Raw genomic sequence first — 21,985 nt, 5'->3', positions numbered from 1 at the left:
ACTTAAAATTGAATGGAAAGGTTACAACCGAAAGTTTTCAGCGAAGGCAGATTGAAGAAATCGAGACCGGTGGCATTGGGCTGATCGTATAGTAACTGGTTTGGATCAACGCCTTTATACGCCGAATACAATACCAGGTTACTGGCATACAGGGTGAAGCCCAGTTCCTGGATATACTTTCTTATTCTTTGTTTAAACCCGATACTGACCATATTCAACCGCAACACATCTCCTTTCTGAATATATTCGGCTGCTACGCCGCTATGGCCATACCGCGTCCAGCGATTGAATTCAACCGGCTGGTTCACCGCATAAAATGATACGGGGATGTTATTGGGTTGTTTATTCTGCAACATGCCGGCAAACACATAACCGGTGGTATTCCTGAGCGCCGCCGTTGTAGCCGACCGGCCGTAATAATCCAGCACCGCCTGCGTCCCGTTCCATACCTGCCCGCCTTTCTTCCATTCCCATTGCACATCGAAGTACCATTTTCTCCAGCCAAAGGAATTGCTCATTTTCATAATGAAGTCGGGCAGCGGATTGCCGATCACCTGCGGCGTTGTGCTCACTAGCGGAAATCCATCATTGCCAATCAGCACATTATTATCGCCATCCCGTTGAAAGGCTGAACCCACTATACTGCCGAGCGGTGCGCCTTTCACAATGGCGGTATGTACATTGCTGAAACCGGCAACAGGCATATAATCGTAGCCGGGTGCTACATCGGTCACTTTATTATTGGTCCTGAAAAAGGAAAGCGTATTGTTTGAATAAAGATCCCTGCTGTTATGGATTACCGTTAACCCCAGCTCCATACCTTTATTGCAATGACTGGCTACATTCTTTAACACCAGGTTACCATTTTCAAGCACCGGAAAAACATCGTTTGCTGTATTTCTACTGAACAATTCGCCATATAAGGTGACCCGGTTTTGATAGCTCAGTTCCAACCGGCCCGTAAACTCGCGGTGTTGAATGGGTTCCAGCCCGTCAAAGCCGTTCACTTCTGTAAGAGGGAAGAACTGAAATGCATCCTGCGTGGTGTATTGTAATAAACTGGTCTGCGAAAAAGAACGCCCTACCGGTAATTCATTATTAAAACGGTAATAAGCGGCATTGAATCTGGCAGAAACATCCGTGACCCCAAGGAACTCATCCTTTTTTACAAAGGCATTTATATTGGGCAAAAAATAATTATTGACCGATGCCGTGTTTGACACGTAGATCTTATTAGCTACGTGCAGCCCGGCCTCAATATCATTATACCTGTCCTCGAAATTTTGCGTGTACATCAACGAAGCATCATGCGCCGAACGCTGATACCGGTACCTCCTGGCGGCATCGTAATCAATGGCCGACCGGTTGCTGGTATAATTATAGTGAGCGGCCACCTTACCTGAAAAATCATCATCCCGGAATTTGACATCGTAGGAGGCATTCCCTTCCACAAAATAATTGACATCATTCTTTGTGCGGCCAATGGCAATGCCATTCGGGAACCAGGCACTGCCGGCTTTATACCCTTCCCGGTTCTGCTGATACCCGTTCTCAATTGATTGGGTGAGCTTATATTTTACCAGGCCTGTTTTTCTTTCCAACACCAAACTGCCGGTGCGGTGTGTTTGCAAATAGCGGTTACCATTATTGTTGAGCAAATAAACCGGATTATCCGCAGCATGGCTATATGCCTGTTGGTTATTAGCGCCATTGGCGTTTTGCGCATTATCAAAACATACCGGGGTCAGCAAGGCATCCTGGTATACACGATTGAGGAAACCATTCCGGTTAGGGTTCGAAAATTCATCCTGCAAAAATGTATAGGTTCCTGCAATGTTTATCTTTTTTAAAACCGCTTCCAGCGAAGCGGAGAGATTATGCGAGGTGTTGCGGTTCTCTTTAATAAAAGTATTCTCCCGCGATTGTCCCATCCTGATGGTGCCATTCAGGATCTGTTTGCCACCCACCATATACAGGCCCTGAATGCGCAAGGCATGCGACACCATAGCCGCCGTTCTGAAAATGGAGTTATTATAAACATTGGCAGGCTGTCCATTGCCCGTTCCGGCAGGCACAAGTTTTCCATTTGTATCGTACGCATAATTGCTGCCATCATATTCCAACGTTCGCACGTTGGGGCCGTAGCTGAAGCCTTCACCCGTTTCTGCGCCACGCCAGGCAAGTGAACCGTTCTGCAACCGGCCCTGTACGTATTGTGTTTGCAGACCGGGCGTTTGATTAGTACGTTTTATTTCAAGGCGGGTATTAAATTGCCCGCCCAGGTACAAGGTCTTTTGATAAGCCGGTTTAATAGCCAGCATACCGTGCTGAACCTGGATATCGCGCACCCTGAAACCATAATAGTCGCGGTAAGCGATCAATGTCGACAGCCTGATACTGTTGATGGTATCGGGCCAAAAATTTTTTAGCCGTAAGGTATCGGCATTGATCAATGCCTGATAATCATTTGACAAAACGGGGGTTACTTCCTGCGCCGATACGAACGCAGGGAATAGCAGCAACAATAGCAGTCGTTTCACGTACAGTTATTTCAATACTGGATGCAGGAGTGGAGATAATTACACACCACTACAAAAAAAATTTTGGCTTGGTGGGTGCCGCAGGTCAATGGTCAATCGTGAATGGTGAATGGGCCGCTTAATTTTGAGCTTCGCTATTATTTTCAAAGCCCTGATGCCGGGTATTATTCACCATTGACCATTCGCCATTGACCATCCCCGTTCCCGGCACCTGTCAACGTCTCAACTCTATCAGCTCTCCTACCAGATCTTTATCGGGCACTCCACCTTCTCCAGACTTTCCGCCAATCGCTTCCACAAACCGGTATAAGACAACGACAATTCAAAACCGCCGCGGAACTGGGAAGCCGTGGTGAGCTTGCTGATATTTACATCATAGCTTAATCCAATTCCCAATTGATGCGTAGCTATTTTTATGAGGGGAATAAAAGCATCTTTCCAACGCAGGGCGCCGCCCACTGCAACTGTCAACGCGCCTTCCTCTCCATCCTCATCAAAACAATGCGTATACAAACCGCCGCCCTGTATCATCCGGTTCCCACCCTGTAAAAAATAGTCGGCATAAAAAACAATTTTATCCATCTTGTTTATCCAGGCCGAGAGCCCGCCATTCACACCCCATTTACGGTTCAATCGTACATCGTACTCCTGCGTAAAAGCAATTTGCGGTGCTGAAATATGGAACAAGCCACCGCCCACATACATATTTATATTGTCGTTGAGGCTTGTTTTAAAACTTACGCCCACCGACGCATCCCAATACGTAAAACTGGTTGCACCAAATTGTTGCCGCGTAGGGGTGCTCGTACTGTAAGCCCCGTTCACATACTGATCGTCGAAGCGCAACTTGGTGGCATCAAAATGTTCATTGACCGGTCCGCCCATAAAAGCCAGGGAAATAAAAGTAGTTTTATCTTCATTCAACAGTTTGTGGTAATTAACAACAGGAAATAATTGGGTGCGTTGCAGTTTGGCATCACCGGCCACATCATTGGTAACCTGTATGCCGGTGGTTATAAAATCACCGGTGGCAAAACCGCGCAACATTTTACATTCGGCACTTGCCGCCATTGTTCTATAGGGAACGGTAACGCTTTGCCATTGATTGCGATACGCAGCGGTGAGGCGGAAATTGCCGTTGAAGATGCCCGCCAGCGCCGGGTTACGCAACAACGGGAATTCATAGAATTGCGAAAAATGAATATCCTGCGCCCTTATGATCAGCACAGGAAAGCATAGCAATATAAAAAAATAGCAGGGTAAAGATCGGCGCATGAGCTTTGAACTTTTAAACTATGAACTGTCAACTTTGAACTGTGAACTTATTTCAACAGCGTAACATTTCCTTTATACGTATTGATAAGGTCATTCTCGCAAACCACATCGGCCATATATACATATACTTCGGCCGGCCCTGTCACTCCTCTTACTTTTCCATCCCAGCCAAATGCAGGATCATTGGGGGGAAAGTTCGTTTTTTCAAACACCAGCTCGCCCCAGCGTGAGAAGATGCGGAACGAACGCACCAGGGCAATGCCTTTGCCGCGCACCATCAGCACATCATTCAGTCCATCACCATCAGGCGTAAATGCATTCGGAATGAACACCTGCGTGTTCAGGCAAAATGTTTTGATGCTCATACTATCGGTGCCCACACAACCATTTTGATTGGTGACCGTAGCGCGGTACGTAATACTCTTTTTAACGGAAGCTACCGGTGCTGAACAGGTATCACAACTAAGGTCATTGGCAGGTGTCCATTTCCACGACACAATTGGCCCATTTTGCGTTTTTGGCGCCAGTGTATATGTGGTGCCGGTTGCCTGCACTACATCGGGCCCCACATCAACCCGGGGTTTTGGATTTACATTCACCTTTACAAAACCGGTATCGGTAAAACACTGGTGCCCGTCGAAGCCCACAACCCGGTAAGTAGTGGTGGTAGTTGGTGCAGCCACCGGGTTAGCAATATTACTCCGGCTTAAGCCGTACCCCGGCGACCAGCTGTATTGCACGGCACTGCCCTGTGCCTGCAGATTCACGGTTTGCCCCTCGCAAATGGTTTGATCGGGCGATACCGTCACGTCTATAGGTTGAAACACAGTTATGTTCATGGTGTCTTTATCAACACAACCACTTTCAATACTGGTAACTGTTACTATATAGGTGGCCGGCCCGGGCATGGTACCAACCGGTTGGGCAACCGTTGTATCTGACAAAAAACTGGCGGGCGACCACGCATAGGTGAACCTGTTATCGCCGGGTGTGCCAATGGTTATCTGTTTACCGGGACATACCAGGGTATCGTTACCCGCATTGGCCAGTGGCAAAATGGGATTAATGGAAGCCTGTAAGGTATCGCTGCAACCAAAGCCGTTGTAAGGGATCACCACTACATTTATTGTATGAATTTCCGGCGCGGGGTCAAGAACCAGGTTCTCACCCGTGCCCAGGTATGTTTTAAAATTATCATCGTACCATTTGTATTCCTGAAAACCACCCGGCCCTTTAAAGCTGGCAATATTCACTTTGCAGTCATAATGCGCCGAAGCGGTCACATTGCATTCGCCCACATCTATATAAGCATAGCCCCAATGCGCCCCACGGGTACAGTCAGCCGTAGTGAATTCGAGTTGCAGGGTTTTGCCTGCATACGCATCGAGGTTCAGGAAAACCGATGACCAGGTTTTGAATTTAACAGAAGCATCCACTGAAGAAACCTGGAATCCTGGCAGCGAAGCAGTGGCAATGTATTCGCTGGAAGCACAGGTGAGGTAAGAATTGGTTTGCACATCGAGCATGCGGGCAATAAACCGGGGCTGCTCGATCTGGTCGTGACCGGGGTCCTGGAACACCACGGCATAGCGGTAAGTAAGGGAGGCGTCTTTTGAATTGGTGGGAACCGTAAACTGATAAGTAATGCGTTCGGCTTCCGACCCATTGATATTATTACCCAGCCGAACGGCATAGCCACTGCCATCGGGCGGATTTATGGGAAATAAACCATATGGATCAACGGTAGTGGCGGCCCCTTTGGCATATAGGGTATGCCTGCCTGTGACCGGTGGCGATGGCGAAACAGTTATGGTATTCTTATTATTGCTTACACTGGTAAACCCGGTGTAGCATTGCCAATTGGTAAACGAGCCCGATTCAAAGTCAATGTTAGCCGGACAGGTATTGGCTTGACCGCAGGCATGGTGTATATAAACAATAAATACGAATAAGGTAAAGATCCCTTTCATAGGCGTACGAATTAACGGATTGCCGGCAGGGAATGGAGGTAGGTATCAATTCATTTTACAAATACTGTGCAATTATTCTTTATGTCTCTTTTTGTTTATTAACATCATTTTAATTTTTTATGCATTCAACCCGGGAATGTCATTTAACCCTATTTTTATGTGGTGAGTGGTGAATGCCCGCCCGGCTGAACGTCGTTCGGGCGGGGTCAATCGATTGCACAATTTTGAGCATCCTTTTAATTCGTAATATTTATTTTCGGAGATTATTCACCCTTGTCCTTTGATCATTCACGAACTGCAAATGCATCATCATTGCTCTTTAACTCATTTGATTATTTGATTAACCAATTACCCAAACATGGACACCCGCAGAGAATTCCTTAAAAAAGCCTCGCTGTTAACAGGCGGCGCCGGCCTTATGCAACTGTTGCCTCCTTCCATTGCCAAAGCCCTTGCCATTGATCCCGAAGCCGGCAGTACCTGGAAGGATGCGGAACATATTGTATTCCTGATGCAGGAGAACCGGTCATTCGATCATGCGTATGGAACGCTGCAGGGCGTGCGGGGCTATAATGATCCGCGGGCCATTCGCCTGCCCAATAAAAACCTGGTGTGGTTACAAACCAATAAGGAAGGCGAAACCTACGCACCCTTCCGGCTCGACATCCACAATACCAAGGCCACCTGGATGAGCTCCCTCCCCCACTCCTGGGCCAACCAGGTTGATGCCCGCAATGAAGGCCGCTACGATAAATGGCTCGATGCCAAACATTCGGGCAACAAGGATTATTCCGCCATGCCCCTGACCATGGGTTACCATACCCGGGAAGATATTCCCTTCTATTATGCGCTGGCCGATGCCTTCACGGTTTGCGATCATAACTTTTGTTCATCCCTGACCGGCACTACCCCCAACCGCCTGTATTTCTGGAGCGGCACCATCAGGGACAAACAGGAAGAGAACGCCCAGGCCAATGTCTGGAATGAAGATGCCGATTATAATACCATGGTGAACTGGGCTACTTTTCCCGAGCGGTTGGAAGATGCCGGTGTTTCCTGGAAAGTATACCAGAACGAATTGAGCGTGGGTGTGGGGTTTGAAGGAGAAGAAGATGGCTGGCTGGCCAATTTTGGCGATAACCCGCTGGAATACTACAAGCAATACAATGTGAAATTTCACCCGGCGTATATCGAGCACCTGCCGAAAGAAATTGAAAAGACCACCGCTGAGATCAAAAAACAGGAAGCGCTTTTACAATCAACTGCGGCGGGACCAAATGGTTCCGATAAAGAGAAAATACAAAAACGCATAGAGCAGGGTAAGAAATACCTGGCCATGCTGGAAGCCGATCAAAAAAAATACACGCGGGAAAATTTCGAACGTCTTTCGGCCCGGGAAAAAGCCCTGCATACAAAAGCATTCGATACCAATAAGAAAGACCCCCACTATCACGAGCTCACTACCATCACTTATAAAGACGGCGATACCGAACGCCAGATGCAGGCGCCCAAAGGCGATGTACTGCACCAGTTCCGTGATGATGTAAAGAATGGCAACCTGCCAACCGTATCGTGGATCGTGGCGCCGGAGAATTTTTCAGACCATCCATCTTCTGCCTGGTTTGGCGTATGGTACATCAGCGAAGTGCTCGACATACTTACGCAAAATCCTGAAGTATGGAAGAAAACCATCTTCGTACTGACCTATGATGAAAATGATGGTTATTATGATCACCTGCCGCCATTTGTTGCACCGCACCCGCACAAAAAGGAAACCGGCAAAACTTCAGAAGGCATTACTACCGGCGCCGATTATGTAACCAATCCGGCTCAGCAATCAATAAAAGACCAGGTACGCGAAAGCTCGATCGGATTGGGCTACCGCGTTCCCATGGTAATAGCATCGCCCTGGAGCCGCGGCGGCTGGGTGAATTCAGAAGTGTTTGATCATACTTCTTCCCTGCAATTCCTCGAAAAGTTCTTATCGCACAAGACCGGAAAGAAGATCGAGGAACCCAATATCACCAAATGGCGGCGCACCGTGTGCGGCGATCTCACCTCTGCCTTCAGACCCTGGAATGGCGAAAAGATCACGCTGCCAAAATTCCTGGAAAGAGATGAATTTATAGAAGGCATTCACAAAGCACAGTTCAAACAATTGCCTAACAATTATAAAAAGCTGAGCGCCGATGAAATAGCTACTATCAATAAAGACCCGCGCCATGCCCCCTTTATGCCGCAGCAGGAAAAAGGCATTCGCGATGCCTGCGCCATTCCTTATGAATTGTATGCCGATGCCGCGTTGAGCAATGCTAACCGCAACATCCTGAACCTCTCCCTGCAGGTTGGTAATAAAGTGTTCGGTGAGCAAACTGCCGGCTCGCCCTTCCAGGTGTATACACCCGGTAAATACCAGCAACAGGTTATGCATAACCGGGCTTATGCGGTAGCAGCAGGCGATGTGGTAACAGATGAATGGCAACTGGGCGATTTTGAAAATGGCATCTATCATTTGCAGGTGTATGGGCCCAATGGCTTCTTCAATGAATTCAAAGGCGACCAGCACGACCCATCAGGCGTAGAGGTAGCCTGCAAATATGAATTCGATCCTGCCAATCATAACCCAACCGGTAATATTGTGCTGCGGTTGGCCAATACGATCCTTAAGCCGGCCGATGGCCGGGGAACGGTTGAATTTGAGCTTGTTGACAATGCGTATAAAACGCCTGCACAGCAGATCACCGTGCCTTCAACCAATCAAACAATCAAGTATCAATACGTTACCATCAATACCGCCAAAAGCTTTGGCTGGTACGACTTTACCGTAAAGATCAAAGGCAATGCCGTCTTTGAACGCAGATATGCCGGCCGCGTAGAGAACGGGCAACCCGGCAAAACAGATCCATTTATGGGCCGGGTTATTTGATCGTTGGGTGCTTCCTCTTATTAGCAGAAGCACACCCTTACAAAAGACATGACGATGGTCAATGGCTCACCAGCAACCAGTAAAATACATTGGCAGTATTATATTAGTTTATTTTAACTTTATAGTACTGCCTCTTTTCATTTTACTCACCGCTAAATACTGCGTCATGCTCGAAACAACTGCCCCTGTTGGCAACTGCGTTAAGATATTAGCCGCTGATACAAATGTGTTCGATAACCAGGTAACTATTGACAGCAAGATCTCCTTTCGGCCATTTGTCAATTACCTGAAAGATAAAATACACCACAGCTCCAATACAAAAGCAAGAATATACAATTATCTCATTGAACGATTTGAGGAAGTGCCGGCATTGATGGAACCGGTAACAGATGCGCATTTGCTGGAGGAACACCACGACCTGCTCGAACTACTCGGCACCACACTTTTTCCCGCTGTAAGCGAAGAGGAAAAAAACATTTTCACCATGGGTGTGCCGTATGAGTTCTCCATCTTCAATTATGCAGAGCCATTCAGAAAATTATTCACTGATGAGAACGGGGAACATTTTATGCTGCCCGATAATATGACAGGCGATTTTCTGAAAGAAACACAATGTGCGTTGTTGTATGAACACGTGCTCGATAAATTCTACAATATAAAACTGAACGAAGACCCGCACCTGGTATATTCGATAGTTGATAAAGACACCGGCATGAAACGGTTTTACCGGTTGCGGTACGATAGGCGTTTCATTGATATTTCCCTGAAAGGCAGCTTACCCAATATAGGCAACTGTGCGGTTTGCCTGAACTCGCTGCGCATACTTGACCTTGACCGGCAACTGCAAACCATGCCGCTCGATCTCTTTGAAGTGGAAGGCTTTGGCGTATGGATCGCTGAAGACTTCACCATTCAGGAATCACTTGACTCTATCAGAAAAATATTATTGCGTCATGAAGACTGCGACCTGGGCGTGGTGCAGAACCTGAAAAAACACATCCATGCCCTGGTGGGGGTTAGTGATGTGGAAGTAGGAATTACGCCGTTTATGCAACTCAATGGCCGGTTCGTGCTCGATGAAAATTGTGTAAAGCACGGCATCGTGGGTAAGAACTGGCGTTTGAGTGACCCCGAAAGCGTGGCCACTTACAATGGAGTTGTTGGTTTTTTCAGCGAACACCCCGAACCTGTTGCGCTGAGTGTTTTCGATGAAAAAGTACTGCAGGTAGCGCCTTTTACCAAACCGTTATTAGAAGCCGGGGTAAGAAGTTATATGCTGTACCCCATTCAGAATAATGATGGTTTACTGGGCTTACTCGAACTGGCCTCACATATACCTAACAAGATAGACCAGGAAGTAATGAACCGGGTTGAAACAGCCATGCCCCTGTTATCACTGGCGTTACTGAAGAACCGCGACACATTCGGCAACCGCATTGAAAAGCACATCAAGGAAAAATTCACCGCCCTGCAACCAGCCGTTGAATGGAAGTTTGCCGAAGTGGCCTGGGAATACCTGCACAACGAAGATAAAGAAGAAGCACGCCCCGTCAGTGGCAATGTGGTCTTTGATAATGTATATCCATTATATGGCGCCATCGATGTGCGCAATTCTTCTGTTGAAAGAAGCCGCGCCATTCAAAAAGACCTGAAAGCCCATATTCAACTCGTTAACGAAACCTTTGATACGCTGCAAAGCCGGTTACAACTGCCATTACTGGAAGGATTGAAGTTCAAGAATTTTACATTCAGTCAGGCCATTGACAATGGATTAGCGGCCGAGGATGAAGTGCGCATCAATGAATTCTTCGAAAAAGAAGTGCAACCGGTGCTCCTGCATTTGCAAAGCAGCCATCCGCAGGCCCGGGAAATAATCACCAATTATTTTAACCTGGTGAACGACAGCGATGGTTATTTATACCGCAACCGAAACGATTACGAACAATCTATGGCGGCTATCAATGAGGCAGTGCTGGAGAGTTTCGAAAAGCAGGAAGAAGCGATGCAGCAGTCGTACCCGCATTATTTTGAAAAATACAAGACCGATGGCGTTGAATATACCATCTATATTGGTCAGTCTATAGCGCCCAATAACCCGTTCAATATGCTGTACCTGAAGAACATCAGGTTATGGCAGTTGAACTCCATGGCCGAGATCGCGCGCATTACCCATGCATTGATACCTTCATTACCGGTACCGCTGCAAACCACCCAGCTGATCCTGATCCATAGCCTGCCCATCAGCATTGGTTTCCGCAAAGATGAACGGCGTTTCGATGTGGAAGGATCGTATAACATCCGCTACGAGATCATGAAGAAGCGGCTCGATAAAGTGAATATCCGCGATACCAATGAACGGCTTACACAACCGGGAAAGATAGCCATGGTGTACAGCAACCCCAGGGAAGCGCAGGAATACCAGGAATACATTTTATTCCTGCAAAGCAAGAACCTGTTGCTGCCGGGTATGGAATCACTGGAGCTGGAAGAATTACAGGGCGTAAGCGGGTTGAAGGCGCTAAGGGTGAGTATTAACCTGGAGGGATAACCAACATGTCAGGTTGGTTGTAAAATAGAGATATCAGGAAAATGAAGTAAGAAGTAGGAAGTAAGAGATAAGAAATCCGCGAACTTCGTACTTCCTACTTCCTACTTCCTACTTCCTACTTCATATAACTACGACCTCAAAGATCAAATGTCTAAACTATTGCCTGATAAACGCCACCGTATTCGGACTGATCCCCGGCGTTACCTTAAACGAAAATTTCTTCTTACCGTTCTTGTCAAAACAAAAAACTTCGCCGGAAGAATTATAATCTTTGGCATCTGTTATATAAACATCACCAGAGTTAGCATCGATATTTAATCCATATGGCGTGGTCACCCTGGTGCCATCGGTTATGAAGTTGCTGCTTTTCTGTGAAAAATCAGTGGTGCTTAAAACCCGTACATAAGGCACACCCAAATAACCACCGTTAGCATACAGTTGCCCATTAAAATAACGAAGATTACCAACGGCTGTATCTGCAGATTTTACAACGCTGTTGGTAGCAGTGCTTACTTTAACCAGTTTAGGCTTAATGGAAACATAATCACCGGTGCAACCTACATAAATATTACCGGCATTATCAGCCACCACACTGAAGGGGTTTACACCTACTACTATTTTTTGCAGCTCAGTGAATGTACTGAGGCTCACTACAGAAATGGTAGAATCGAATATCGGGTTAAATCCTCCTGAATTGGCTACATATAATTTGTCGCCGCTGATGGCCATTTGTTCAGGATTGGCGCCCACCATAATATTTTTCTCAATGGCCAGACTGGTAGTATCAATCACTGCCACCGTACCATCATAAGCAGATACCAGTACTTTATCTTTATAAGCTACGGCATACCGGGGTAAGCGGTAAACACTACCGTTCTTGAATGGGATATTCTTCAGCGCTGTTGCCGTCATTACATCAATCACCTCCACATAGCTCGATCCGTTCATAACAATATATGCTTTGCTGCCATATATAAGCAGGTCATTACCGGTATCACCCAAACCGCTTCCGTTTACATTGGCAAAATAGTCAGTAGTAGCAACACCCGTATTGAAATTGTAATAAGTAAGGGTTGTATTATTGTTGTTGAATTTTCCTTCACTGAGCACATACACACCGGTAGCAACTGGCGGGGTGTCTGTATTAATGTCATCCTTTTTACAGGAGACCATACCTGCCACCAAAGCTACCAGAGGTAAAACGAACCTGATCTGTTTCATTGTAGTTGATTATAAATTGTTAAGTTGTAAACCAAGTTTAAACGAACGGCCCGGCATTGGAAAATACCGCACTATATCATACTGCCTGTTCAGCACATTATCTACCGCCGCCCGTATTTGTACACAAAAAGTCTTCATGGGTTTTGTCCACGCTACAAAAGCATCCTGTGTGCCCCAACCATCCAGTTGGTTATAAGGATTGTTCTCGCCTAATGTATACCGTGTTGAGGAAAACACCAGGCTATACCCCCCACTCCATTCGCGGTATTGCAGGCTAACCAGCCCCGAGCCGGAATGGCGCGGCGTATAAGGAATATCGTTCTTATAAGTGGCCGATGTTTTATCGGTAACATCAAGGGCCTGCTGCCAGGTATAGGCCATGCGGGTGAACCAGGTAACCGCACCGGTTAGTTGTCCGGCGCCTTCTACATTTACATCGATGCCTTTAATATCTACTTTTCCCAGGTTTAACATCGTCCAGGAAAAGAGATTTTTATTGGGAACCGCAATGATCTTGTCATTTACCCGGTTGTAATATCCATCTGCACTGATCGTGAATTGCTTCAGCACTTTATTGATTGACTTCGAAAATACCAGTCCGGCATTATACTGGCGCGCATATTCAGGCCGCAGATCGGGATTTCCGATCCAGTTATAATACAGGTCATTGAAAGTGGGCATGCGAAAGATGTGTTTGTAAAACAACCGCACCATGAATGGACTGCTCTCTCCCAACTTCAAATTACCTGCAATGGATGGCGTTAGTTTGTTGATGGTGGCAGCGGCTTTTCCACTCCCGGTTTTATCATTCACTGTTGATAATAACAGGGAACCGTTCAATTGCCACAAGCCGCCATTGTAATGTGCCGCTACATTGTTCCAGAAATAGCGGCGGGTTGGTGTGGCGAAATTGGTGAGGTTAGCGGTAAGCTGCGAATACGCTGCGTCTGAGGCAGCAGCCAATGTTAACCGTTCCCCAATGGTATGATCGATGGCCGCAGCAAAATAATATTCCTGTTGCGTATACCGGTTATCGAGCCCGCCCTGGTTATTCAAAAAATCAGGATCGGTATAGCGGGTATAGTTGCGGCTGTATTTGCCAGAGATCAACAATCCGGTATTGCGACCAAGCGACTTGCGGTAACGGCTTTGAAAATAGGTATCTGTATTCCAGAGATGTTCTACCGATCGCTCATTGAAGAAAACAATAGCGCCCGGCAATCCGCGGCTGCTGTGATAACCGGTAAACTTCACCTGCAAAATTGAACTATCGTTGAATTGTTTTACGCCGTTGAGCTCACCCTGAAACGATTTCATATCGGCATTCTGCCGTTTTGTATCTTCTGAATAAGCGCCATTGCTTATATGGAACGGGTAATCGCCTTTTGAGAACACAGCCTCGGAGCTAAGGCCGATCATCGCCTGCTTTGGCAATTTTAATTGCAGGCTGCCGAAGGGTTGCCATAAACCAAACGATCCTGCTTTTAAACCGGCCTGCCATTGGTGAGCGGGCAACAGCAGCGCATTCATCGAAGGCGTATTGATCGACAATACCGCCGCATAACTGTATGCCCGCGCCGGTTGCAACAGCGTGGCCGGGCTGCCCTGTTGCAGATCGATCGATTGTACAAAAGTGGTGGAATACCGGCTGAGGTCAACCTGTCCGCTCTGTACGTCAGACACCGGAATACCATCGTATAAAATGCCGGTATGCGCTGCGCCCAAACTTCTAACCGAAACAGTTTTCAAGCCACCCACCCCACCATAATCCTTTACCAGCACGCCGCTGAAATAGCGCGCTGCATCGCCCACCGAAGGGGCGTTCAATTGCTGCAGCGTTTCGCTGGTAAGCGATTGCAACGGCGTCACCGCGGTGAAGGTGCTTTTCTTTTTCAGCCCCGAAACCGTCACTTTTTTTAAAGTAGACACACTGTCGCCCGACTGCGCCCGGCATAATGATACAGGCAACAATACGAGCCACCAGCATAGCCGTATGTGTAAGGTGTTCATTCGTTATTTTATCAACCCGTTAATACATAAAACGTCAATAGGATACAGGTTGAAGCAACAGGACCCCGTAAAACGAATGGGAAAAAAAGTAAAAACAAAAGGAGAATTTGCGCCTGCAAAACATCGATTGTTCTCACCAGCTTTTTTCCACGAAAGCCGCGAATTCGTTGTTATGGCAGGTCTTCTGGCTCAGGGCCCAGCTTATTTGCCTTCCCGTTTCCGGTACAATTGGAACAGTGGCATTGTAGAATAAGCTGTTTCACTTACGTGAAGCCTTTTACAGCTGCGGGACAGCCCCGGACTTTCACCGGGTTCCCTTTTAACCCCGGCGCAATGCCGGGGACCAATAACGGGCGCAAGGTAAACAAAAAGTTGTAATATTTGAACGAAACGCTACAACGGACAATTCTCATGATAATTCACCAGCTCAATGGGCGCGCGTTCTATTTCGAAGCCCTCATAGCGAAGTAATATTTCATCGAGCACATTGTTTATTTCATCGGGGCTGGTGAGGGTCACCAAGCGTGAGCGGTAATCTTTAATGCCCGGTAAGCCTTTGAGGTATTGAAAATATTGCTTGCGCATACTATACACGCCGGCGACGGGGCCTTTCCATTGCAATGATTTACGCAGTTGTTCTTTACACACCGTAATGCGTTCGCGCACCGTGGGTGGCGCACCCATTTCACCGGTTTGCAAATAATGCCTGATCTCGCGGAAGATCCAGGGATACCCGATCGCAGCGCGGCCTATCATGATGCCATCGACGCCATACCGGTTTTTATATTCCAGCGCTTTTTGCGCACTGTTGATATCACCATTACCAAAAACGGGTATATGTATCCGTGGGTTGTTCTTTACTTTGGCAATAAGGCTCCAGTCGGCCTCGCCTTTGTATAACTGGCAGCGGGTGCGGCCATGAATGGTCAAAGCTTTTATGCCCACATCCTGCAGGCGTTCGGCCACCTCTTCAATATTTTTGGAAGCATCATCCCAACCGAGGCGGGTTTTTACGGTCACCGGTAAACTGGTGCTCTTTACGCAGGCTTCGGTAAGCCGTACCATTAAGGGTACATCGCGCAATACGCCAGAACCGGCGCCTTGCGCCACAATGCCTTTTACCGGGCAACCGAAATTAATGTCGAGCAGCTCGGGCTGTGTCACATCTACAATTTTAGCAGCCAGGGCCAGCCGCGCTTCATCGCCGCCAAACAGTTGAATACCGGTAGGCCGTTCTTCTTCAAAAATATCCAGCTTTCGGCGGCACCGGATGGCATCGCGGATCAGGCCTTCACTCGAAATGAATTCCGTAAATACCAGGTCGGCCCCGTTGGCTTTGCAAACCACCCGGAAAGGCGGGTCGCTCACATCTTCCATGGGAGCCAGTAACAACGGAAAATCAGGGAGTTGTATGTTTCCTATTTGCACCATTCGACTGCAAAATTGCAGTAAAAAGGCGGGGCGGCAAAACCTTCGGCCTCATTTCTATATTTTGTAATAAATGATTATAATTACCGACCTATTCAAACAAACCCCTGGCCATGCGAAAACTATTCCCCACCGCAATCACGCTCTGTGTATTGCTTTTTTCCTGTACCAATCATAAAAAAACCGCTATTAAAACAACGCCGGCATTCAAACAAACGGCGCTCGATTCAGTGTATATGGCTATACGGCCGGCCATTCAAACGTTCACTATCAACAACAGTAAAGGAACCCGCATAAAGGCCGCCAACGGAACAGAAGTGCTTGTACCGGCTGATTGCTTCGTTACTGCCGATGGCGATAAAGTAGAGAATGTACAGCTCGAAATAGTGGAAGCATTTTCACTGCCCCAATTTGTTACCTCGGGATTAGCTACCATTTCTGATGGAAAACTATTGATCTCAAATGGCATGCTATACATCAATGCAAAATCGGGTGAACAGAACCTGCAGTTAAAAGAAGGTACGGCCCTCACCGTTTCTATGCCTACGATGAAAAGTGCCAACGGGTTTCAACTGTTCACCGGAGATGGCGATAACTGGACGGTTGACAGTTCCGTGCAGGAAGACTATTATGAAATGCCGCTGCCGCTCGATCTGTTATATCCCGAAGGAAACAATTTTTTTTGGTATTGTATAAAAGATGGCTATCATGTGCTTGATAGTAACGTGGTAACGGTAACTAATAAGAAATACGAAAATACGGTCATAGCAACGGAGGCGTTCAGGAAGCGTTATTACGCCCTGATGTTTATGATGTTCCATACGAGCTATTTTGAAAACCCCGGCGATACCATTCCTGACAGCGACTGTAAAGACCAGAAATTCAATCTCGACATCTGGAAAGTATATTTTGAACACCCAAACCGCTCTTTCAAACAATCTGATTCCATCGCCGAAAAAATGTATGTTGACTATTTTAAAGCCAATAAAGAAAAAATAGCGGCCTATTGTGATGAGGCTAATAAGCGCGCACGAAGATATTATGATAACTATACGGATACGGATTATGTATTTGATTTCAGAAAAAAATCGCTGGAAGAAGATTATATGGAGCCGCTTTACTGGTTTCCTGCTCCCCGCAGGGAATTAAAGCTTATTGATGACCATGGGGTAAACCTGGAAGCAACCAATGCCTATGACCAGCTGGTGGCAAAGGGAGTAAATAAAAATGAGGCCAATGAGATCATGACCTACCATTTCAGGCGGCAGGATAAGATCAGAAAGCTGCAAAGCATTAAAGATTCCATTGTCAAACACAACAAAGTGATGAAGCAATATGAATCCGCCTTATTCACCATAAATAAACTCGGCTGGATCAATTGCGACAAGTTCTACGACGACCCCAATGCCGGCAAGGCGTATATAACTGTAACTACCCGAAAAAGCAAACCATTAAACAATGTTGATTATTCGCTGGTCATACCTTCGCTCAATGTACGGCTTTCGGCTTTCCAGGATAGCAGCGGCAACTATTCCTTCACCGATAAAGAAGGAATGTATACCAAACTGCCCATAGGCCGCGAAGCGGTGATTACCGGCATATCGCGGCAGCACGATTCTGTGTTTTATGCCAGTGAGAGAATAAAGATCTCCGATGGACTGAATATAAACCTGCCCATGAACTATATCAAAACAAACAGTTTGAAAGATTCGCTGCAGCTGGCATTGAAAAATTAACCAATTGTATCTCCATGACCGATCTCATCACTTACCAGTACGCTTTTCCATCGGCATTGAACCCGGCCGGTGATCAGGAAGAACTTTTTCTGGCCAAATACAGTGAAATAGAAAAGAATGATAACCCCTGTTATTTCTGGGGAAAGCTCACCGACCCGTTTATAACAGCCCGGTGTTTGATCACCCTTTCCAATGTGGTGAAGTCGAGCTTTAATTTATCACCCGCAGAACTGGCCCAGTTAAAAGATCCTATTGTTACCACCGGCAATGGCCTCATCCGGTTCGAAGGCTTTTCGCATTGCGCCGGCGTATATGCCCGCGTTGACGTGTTACCCGATGGCCACGATGGTGAATTCCCGGCAAACGGCACCACCAATATAGATTTCAATCAACCCATGATCACCGCCTTAAGCCGCATCAGCCGTAACGAAAACGTGGTGCTCTCGGTTGGCCGCAGGGAACTGAGCCTTTCTCATAACAATGAAAAGATCGTTGAAAAAAAAGTTCCGTTGCCGGCAAAATGGATAAAAGGTTTATCAACCGTACAATTTTTTATGGCCGCCTCGGAGAAGGCATTTTCTTTCAACCGCACCGAAGCGTTGCAACTTTTTCAGTCGGTACCAGCCGGAAAAACAAAAACCGATTATTACCTCATCTTGCGGGGCAATAAACCCGTTTTTTCGCCCGTACAATCTGCCAGTGGTATTTGCATTGGCGGACTGCACCGGTTGAAATTGTTGGAACCGTTAATCCCTTATATCGACAGGCTGCAGGTATTTCCTCATAACCAGCAGCAATCCACCACCTGGCAGTTATATTTTGGAAAACTGCGATTCAGCTTTTCGCTTTCCCGCGATGCCTGGCGGGGTTTCTCCGGTGAAGGGGCAGCCCTGGAATCGTTGATCGAAGCCGTTCCCGACGCATGGATCGATGCCGTTGACAAATATGCCTACGCCAACCAAACATTCAATGCGGCCCTGCTGGCAGTGAACGAAGGGGTGGCATTGCAGCAGATCGATCAAATCGCCGGCCGTTTATCGGCCATGGGCTTATTGGGGTACGATGTGGCGGAGAACCAGTTCTTCTACCGGCGTTTGCCTTTTAAATTAAGCCGCATCCTCAGCCTCAACCCCAGAATGAAAGAGGCCGAAAAACTGCTGGCCGAAAATAAGGTAACCATTGTTGCGCATAGTGGTGATCGTACAGAAGCCAAAGTAGCCGGCACCGGTGTTGACCATTTTGTTATAATCGACGGGGAACAGGAACGTTGTACCTGCACCTGGTTCAGCAGGCACCAGGGCGAAAGAGGTCCCTGCAAACATGTACTGGCCGTAAAAAGGAAACTGACCAATTAATACAACCCGTAATGAACGTAATAGAAAGGTTCAAAGAAATTATTGCCAAAGAACTGGAAGCGGAGTTACTGCCATTCCTGAAAGCCTTATCGCCCGATGAAAAGAAACAACTGACGCCTTTAATAAAGACCTGGTCGCAGGAATACCGGGCTTACCGAACTGGATTCGAACAGGAAGATGAAACAGCCAGAACCCGTTTGCAACAGGAGATGGTGCAGCAATGTGCCTTTGTTTGCCTTAACCGCGCCGATTATGAAAGATCAGTTTTTCATGGCTGGTTCCTGCAACAACCTGTCTTCAAAGAGATCATTGAATGGTATGTTCCTCATTGGCTCAGTGATTATGTTAACGGAACAATAGATCATGAATTCATCAGATGGGAATACAACTGGTTAATGGATGCAGTTGAAATAGGGATCCTGCAACCATCAAAGGAAATTGTGACAAAAAGTATTCCTGCCATCATCTTTGAATACGACACCAAGGCCCGGCATTATGTTTGCAAACCGGAAAACCTGTTGAAAAGACCAATCACCTTACTGGAACATATCTGGTATTTGTTCCAGTATGAATCAAACCTGCATAACTGCGACCGGTTTTTCCGGTTTGATGAGATCCCCGAAAAAGGGAGATCAAGATGGCAGTCGGTGTTCCTGCAATTAGCGGCCGAAGGAACAATCGACCGGCAACGCCTGCTGAAAGAATCGTTGCTGGCTTCCAATAAAAATTTCAACAAGGTACTGTCGGGCTGGTTCATCCAGTTGTTCACCGATTGTAAACCAACTACCGTTGAATTAATAGCGCTGCAAAAAGAATTGATCAGCGTGCTCAACGCCCCGCATAGCAAATCTGTAAACGCGGCACTGAACGCCATCAAAAACATTCAACCCGAAGCTGCCTTTAACAGCCAGCCATTGCTCGATGCAGCGCCTGCCTTGCTGGCTTCCGATACCAAGGCTATTGTTCAAACCACTTTAAGTATTCTTGAAAGTATCAGCCGGCAACAGCCGCAACATGCCACCAATATTGGCCTGCTTGCCTGCCATGCATTCATTCACCCCGATGATGGGCTGCAGCAAAAAGCAGCCAAACTGATCACAGCGGTCATAAAGCCGGGCGACGCCTCCCTGCCCGAAGCGCTGGAACCTTATAAAACAACGCTGCTCACATCGGCCCGCAAGCTACTGACCGGTTATATGGAGTCATCCCCTTCAGCCACTCAATCAGCCTCCGCCATATACGCAGAAAACGAAACGCCTGCCAATAAAGAATTAGTTCCCATTAAAGCTATTGCCTCCATTGACGAACTGATCTTTCTGGCCAGCCAGGCATTTGAAAATAACCAACCCTGGCATATAGCCGTTTTCCCGGCAGCACTGGTTCAATGGCAACAAAAAATACAACCGGCCGACTGGCAAAAATTTGAACCGGCCCTGCAGCGGGCACTTAAAACCAAACCGGCCACCTTTACCGCCAGGCAGGGCGACCTCGATTACCTGCTGGCGCTTTTTTTCATACAGGCATGTGCGCATTGGGTGAGCCTGTATCCGCAGCAAACAAAGGCATTGCGCAAACAGCTTGAAAAATTTCCCCCAGCAGCCCCGTCCTCAACAGCGACTTATACGCCCTCTTCTTTCCACGCACAAATAGAAACCCATTATGTATTGAACCCCTGTGGCCCTTATCAGCACCTGCTCGATTGTGCCTTGCAAAAGCTGCAACAACCCGATCCATTGCCCCTGCTTTCTACCCCTACACATGAACCGGGCTTTATAGACGCCCTTACCTTAACCGAAAGGTTGGTGCAGTATGAAGAAAGCAATACCCCGCCGCACGATATGGACCTGCAGGTAGCCATCAGCCGTTGTTATTTGCATAATACCGGGCCGGCAATTGACCTGGCTGAGAAAAAGCTGGGCGGCGAGTATCGCAATCTGTTATTATTCCTTTTTGATAAACATCCGGAGCCCCAGCCCCCTTTTCAATGGCGATCGGCCTGGATGATAGCCTCGCTAACCAAAAAGCAAAAACGCACCTATAAGGCATTTGGATCATTCCCCTGGTATAAACAACCCTTTTCGTACTACTCAGGGCAACACCAGTGGGAATCGGTAAGTGAAGCGTTCGAAGAGAAAGACCTTGATCGCAAAAAGATGGAAGTGCGAACCGTTACCCGGTACCGCACATCGATGCGGGTGATAGAACATCCCAACACGATAAAGGCAGATAACGCCAGCTTAACCAATCAGCCACTGATCATTGGCGATTACCTGCGATTTAAAAAATATGTCTCCATTAGTCACAACGACTTTCACCGCATCCTGTTGCTTACGCCCAACAACCCCGATCCCCTGCTGGCCGATACGCTGAACACCTGCCTCACCTGGCCGCAGTTTTGGGAGGAGGAAGATAGAAAGGGGGCGACGGCCGCCGTACAGGCATTGCATTCCACCATGGAAGGATTTGGCAATATGGCGCATGTATTTGTTGCTACCTGTATGCTTAGTGCCGATAAAACCATTGCCAACCTCGCAGCCGAGATCTGGATAGCTGGCGTTAACAATAATACGATCAGTTCGGCTGCCATTGGCGAAGCGCTCGGCATTCATGAAAAAGTGGAGTTTGCGCCCATCAAACGGTTCACCGACCTGGTTATGCAGCGGCTCATCCGCCTCTCTCCCAGGCACAACCGGGAATTGCAACTGGTGATTGAACAGGTTTTGAAACAATTGCCCGGTGAACCTATTACCAATGTAAAAAAACTGCTCGAGGTCTACCTGGAGCTGCTTGCCTTGAACAATAGCCAGGTGAACGACCCATCGGTCATTGATAAATTAAACAGCTGGAAGGGTACAAAAACCATTCAGAAGATTGCCGCAACGTTATTGGCCAGCAACTGACGGCCCCGTTTGTGTCCGCCCCAACCGTACACTATTGTAACATATCCGAACAGTTCCCCCATAACGGTACCCACCC

General features: G+C 47.3%; 11 protein-coding genes and 1 riboswitch. Of the genes, 5 read left to right on the top strand and 6 right to left on the bottom strand.

What is annotated here, in order from left to right; genetic code table 11:
• Window positions 1-2: 2 nt before the first annotated feature.
• The 3 genes from A3860_RS18930 to A3860_RS18915 form a co-directional block, all read right to left on the bottom strand.
• Window positions 3-2,540: a hypothetical protein gene (locus A3860_RS18930; protein ID WP_143774177.1), complete on the bottom strand. Its 2,538-nt coding sequence runs from the start codon at window positions 2,538-2,540 to the stop codon at window positions 3-5.
• 240 nt (window positions 2,541-2,780) lie between these two features.
• Complete coding sequence (locus A3860_RS18920; protein ID WP_081148458.1) at window positions 2,781-3,815, bottom strand: PorP/SprF family type IX secretion system membrane protein; 1,035 nt, start codon at window positions 3,813-3,815, stop codon at window positions 2,781-2,783.
• Between the two features lie 47 nt (window positions 3,816-3,862).
• Window positions 3,863-5,785 carry a T9SS type B sorting domain-containing protein gene (locus A3860_RS18915; protein WP_081148456.1) on the bottom strand — a complete coding sequence of 641 codons (1,923 nt, stop codon included), beginning with the start codon at window positions 5,783-5,785 and terminating at the stop codon, window positions 3,863-3,865.
• A 358-nt stretch (window positions 5,786-6,143) separates the two neighbouring features.
• Between A3860_RS18915 and A3860_RS18910 the strand changes: the two genes are divergently transcribed.
• Window positions 6,144-8,711, top strand: a complete 2,568-nt coding sequence (locus A3860_RS18910; RefSeq protein WP_081148454.1) for a phosphocholine-specific phospholipase C — start codon at window positions 6,144-6,146, stop codon at window positions 8,709-8,711.
• A 166-nt stretch (window positions 8,712-8,877) separates the two neighbouring features.
• Window positions 8,878-11,259 carry a hypothetical protein gene (locus A3860_RS18905; protein WP_143774176.1) on the top strand — a complete coding sequence of 794 codons (2,382 nt, stop codon included), beginning with the start codon at window positions 8,878-8,880 and terminating at the stop codon, window positions 11,257-11,259.
• A gap of 156 nt (window positions 11,260-11,415) precedes the next feature.
• Here A3860_RS18905 and A3860_RS18900 read toward each other — a convergent pair whose 3' ends face one another.
• The 3 genes from A3860_RS18900 to dusB form a co-directional block, all read right to left on the bottom strand.
• Window positions 11,416-12,480 (bottom strand): YncE family protein, encoded by a 1,065-nt coding sequence (locus A3860_RS18900; protein ID WP_081148450.1) that lies wholly within the window; start codon window positions 12,478-12,480, stop codon window positions 11,416-11,418.
• Window positions 12,481-12,489: 9 nt separating this feature from the next.
• Window positions 12,490-14,490, bottom strand: a complete 2,001-nt coding sequence (locus A3860_RS18895) for a TonB-dependent receptor plug domain-containing protein (RefSeq protein ID WP_081148448.1) — start codon at window positions 14,488-14,490, stop codon at window positions 12,490-12,492.
• A 157-nt stretch (window positions 14,491-14,647) separates the two neighbouring features.
• A riboswitch (cobalamin riboswitch) is annotated at window positions 14,648-14,853 on the bottom strand.
• Window positions 14,854-14,883: 30 nt separating this feature from the next.
• Window positions 14,884-15,921 (bottom strand): tRNA dihydrouridine synthase DusB, encoded by a 1,038-nt coding sequence (dusB, locus tag A3860_RS18890; RefSeq protein WP_081148446.1) that lies wholly within the window; start codon window positions 15,919-15,921, stop codon window positions 14,884-14,886.
• A gap of 110 nt (window positions 15,922-16,031) precedes the next feature.
• Here dusB and A3860_RS18885 point away from each other — a divergent pair, with 110 nt between their 5' ends.
• From A3860_RS18885 to A3860_RS18875, 3 genes are read left to right on the top strand one after another with little or no spacing between them, the layout of a single operon-like run.
• Window positions 16,032-17,654 carry a hypothetical protein gene (locus tag A3860_RS18885; protein ID WP_081148444.1) on the top strand — a complete coding sequence of 541 codons (1,623 nt, stop codon included), beginning with the start codon at window positions 16,032-16,034 and terminating at the stop codon, window positions 17,652-17,654.
• A gap of 14 nt (window positions 17,655-17,668) precedes the next feature.
• Entirely contained in the window at window positions 17,669-19,009 is a 1,341-nt protein-coding gene (locus A3860_RS18880) for an SWIM zinc finger family protein (protein ID WP_081148442.1), read from the top strand.
• A gap of 11 nt (window positions 19,010-19,020) precedes the next feature.
• Window positions 19,021-21,909, top strand: a complete 2,889-nt coding sequence (locus A3860_RS18875; RefSeq protein WP_081148440.1) for a DUF6493 family protein — start codon at window positions 19,021-19,023, stop codon at window positions 21,907-21,909.
• The last annotated feature ends 76 nt before the right edge of the window (window positions 21,910-21,985 follow it).

The sequence above is a fragment of the Niastella vici genome (assembly GCF_002077945.1).
GTDB lineage: Bacteria > Bacteroidota > Bacteroidia > Chitinophagales > Chitinophagaceae > Niastella > Niastella vici.
Note: the sequence above shows the minus strand (reverse complement) of the source record. Positions and strands in the feature narration are given on the sequence as shown.

What these genes read in the sequence shown, in the direction of transcription:
- A3860_RS18920 (WP_081148458.1), bottom strand. Translation starts at nt 3,815, where the DNA reads ATGCGCCGATCTTTACCCTGCTATTTTTTTATATTGCTATGCTTTCCT.
- A3860_RS18915 (WP_081148456.1), bottom strand. Translation starts at nt 5,785, where the DNA reads ATGAAAGGGATCTTTACCTTATTCGTATTTATTGTTTATATACACCAT.
- A3860_RS18910 (WP_081148454.1), top strand. Translation starts at nt 6,144, where the DNA reads ATGGACACCCGCAGAGAATTCCTTAAAAAAGCCTCGCTGTTAACAGGC.
- A3860_RS18905 (WP_143774176.1), top strand. Translation starts at nt 8,878, where the DNA reads ATGCTCGAAACAACTGCCCCTGTTGGCAACTGCGTTAAGATATTAGCC.
- A3860_RS18900 (WP_081148450.1), bottom strand. Translation starts at nt 12,480, where the DNA reads ATGAAACAGATCAGGTTCGTTTTACCTCTGGTAGCTTTGGTGGCAGGT.
- A3860_RS18895 (WP_081148448.1), bottom strand. Translation starts at nt 14,490, where the DNA reads ATGAACACCTTACACATACGGCTATGCTGGTGGCTCGTATTGTTGCCT.
- dusB (WP_081148446.1), bottom strand. Translation starts at nt 15,921, where the DNA reads ATGGTGCAAATAGGAAACATACAACTCCCTGATTTTCCGTTGTTACTG.
- A3860_RS18885 (WP_081148444.1), top strand. Translation starts at nt 16,032, where the DNA reads ATGCGAAAACTATTCCCCACCGCAATCACGCTCTGTGTATTGCTTTTT.
- A3860_RS18880 (WP_081148442.1), top strand. Translation starts at nt 17,669, where the DNA reads ATGACCGATCTCATCACTTACCAGTACGCTTTTCCATCGGCATTGAAC.
- A3860_RS18875 (WP_081148440.1), top strand. Translation starts at nt 19,021, where the DNA reads ATGAACGTAATAGAAAGGTTCAAAGAAATTATTGCCAAAGAACTGGAA.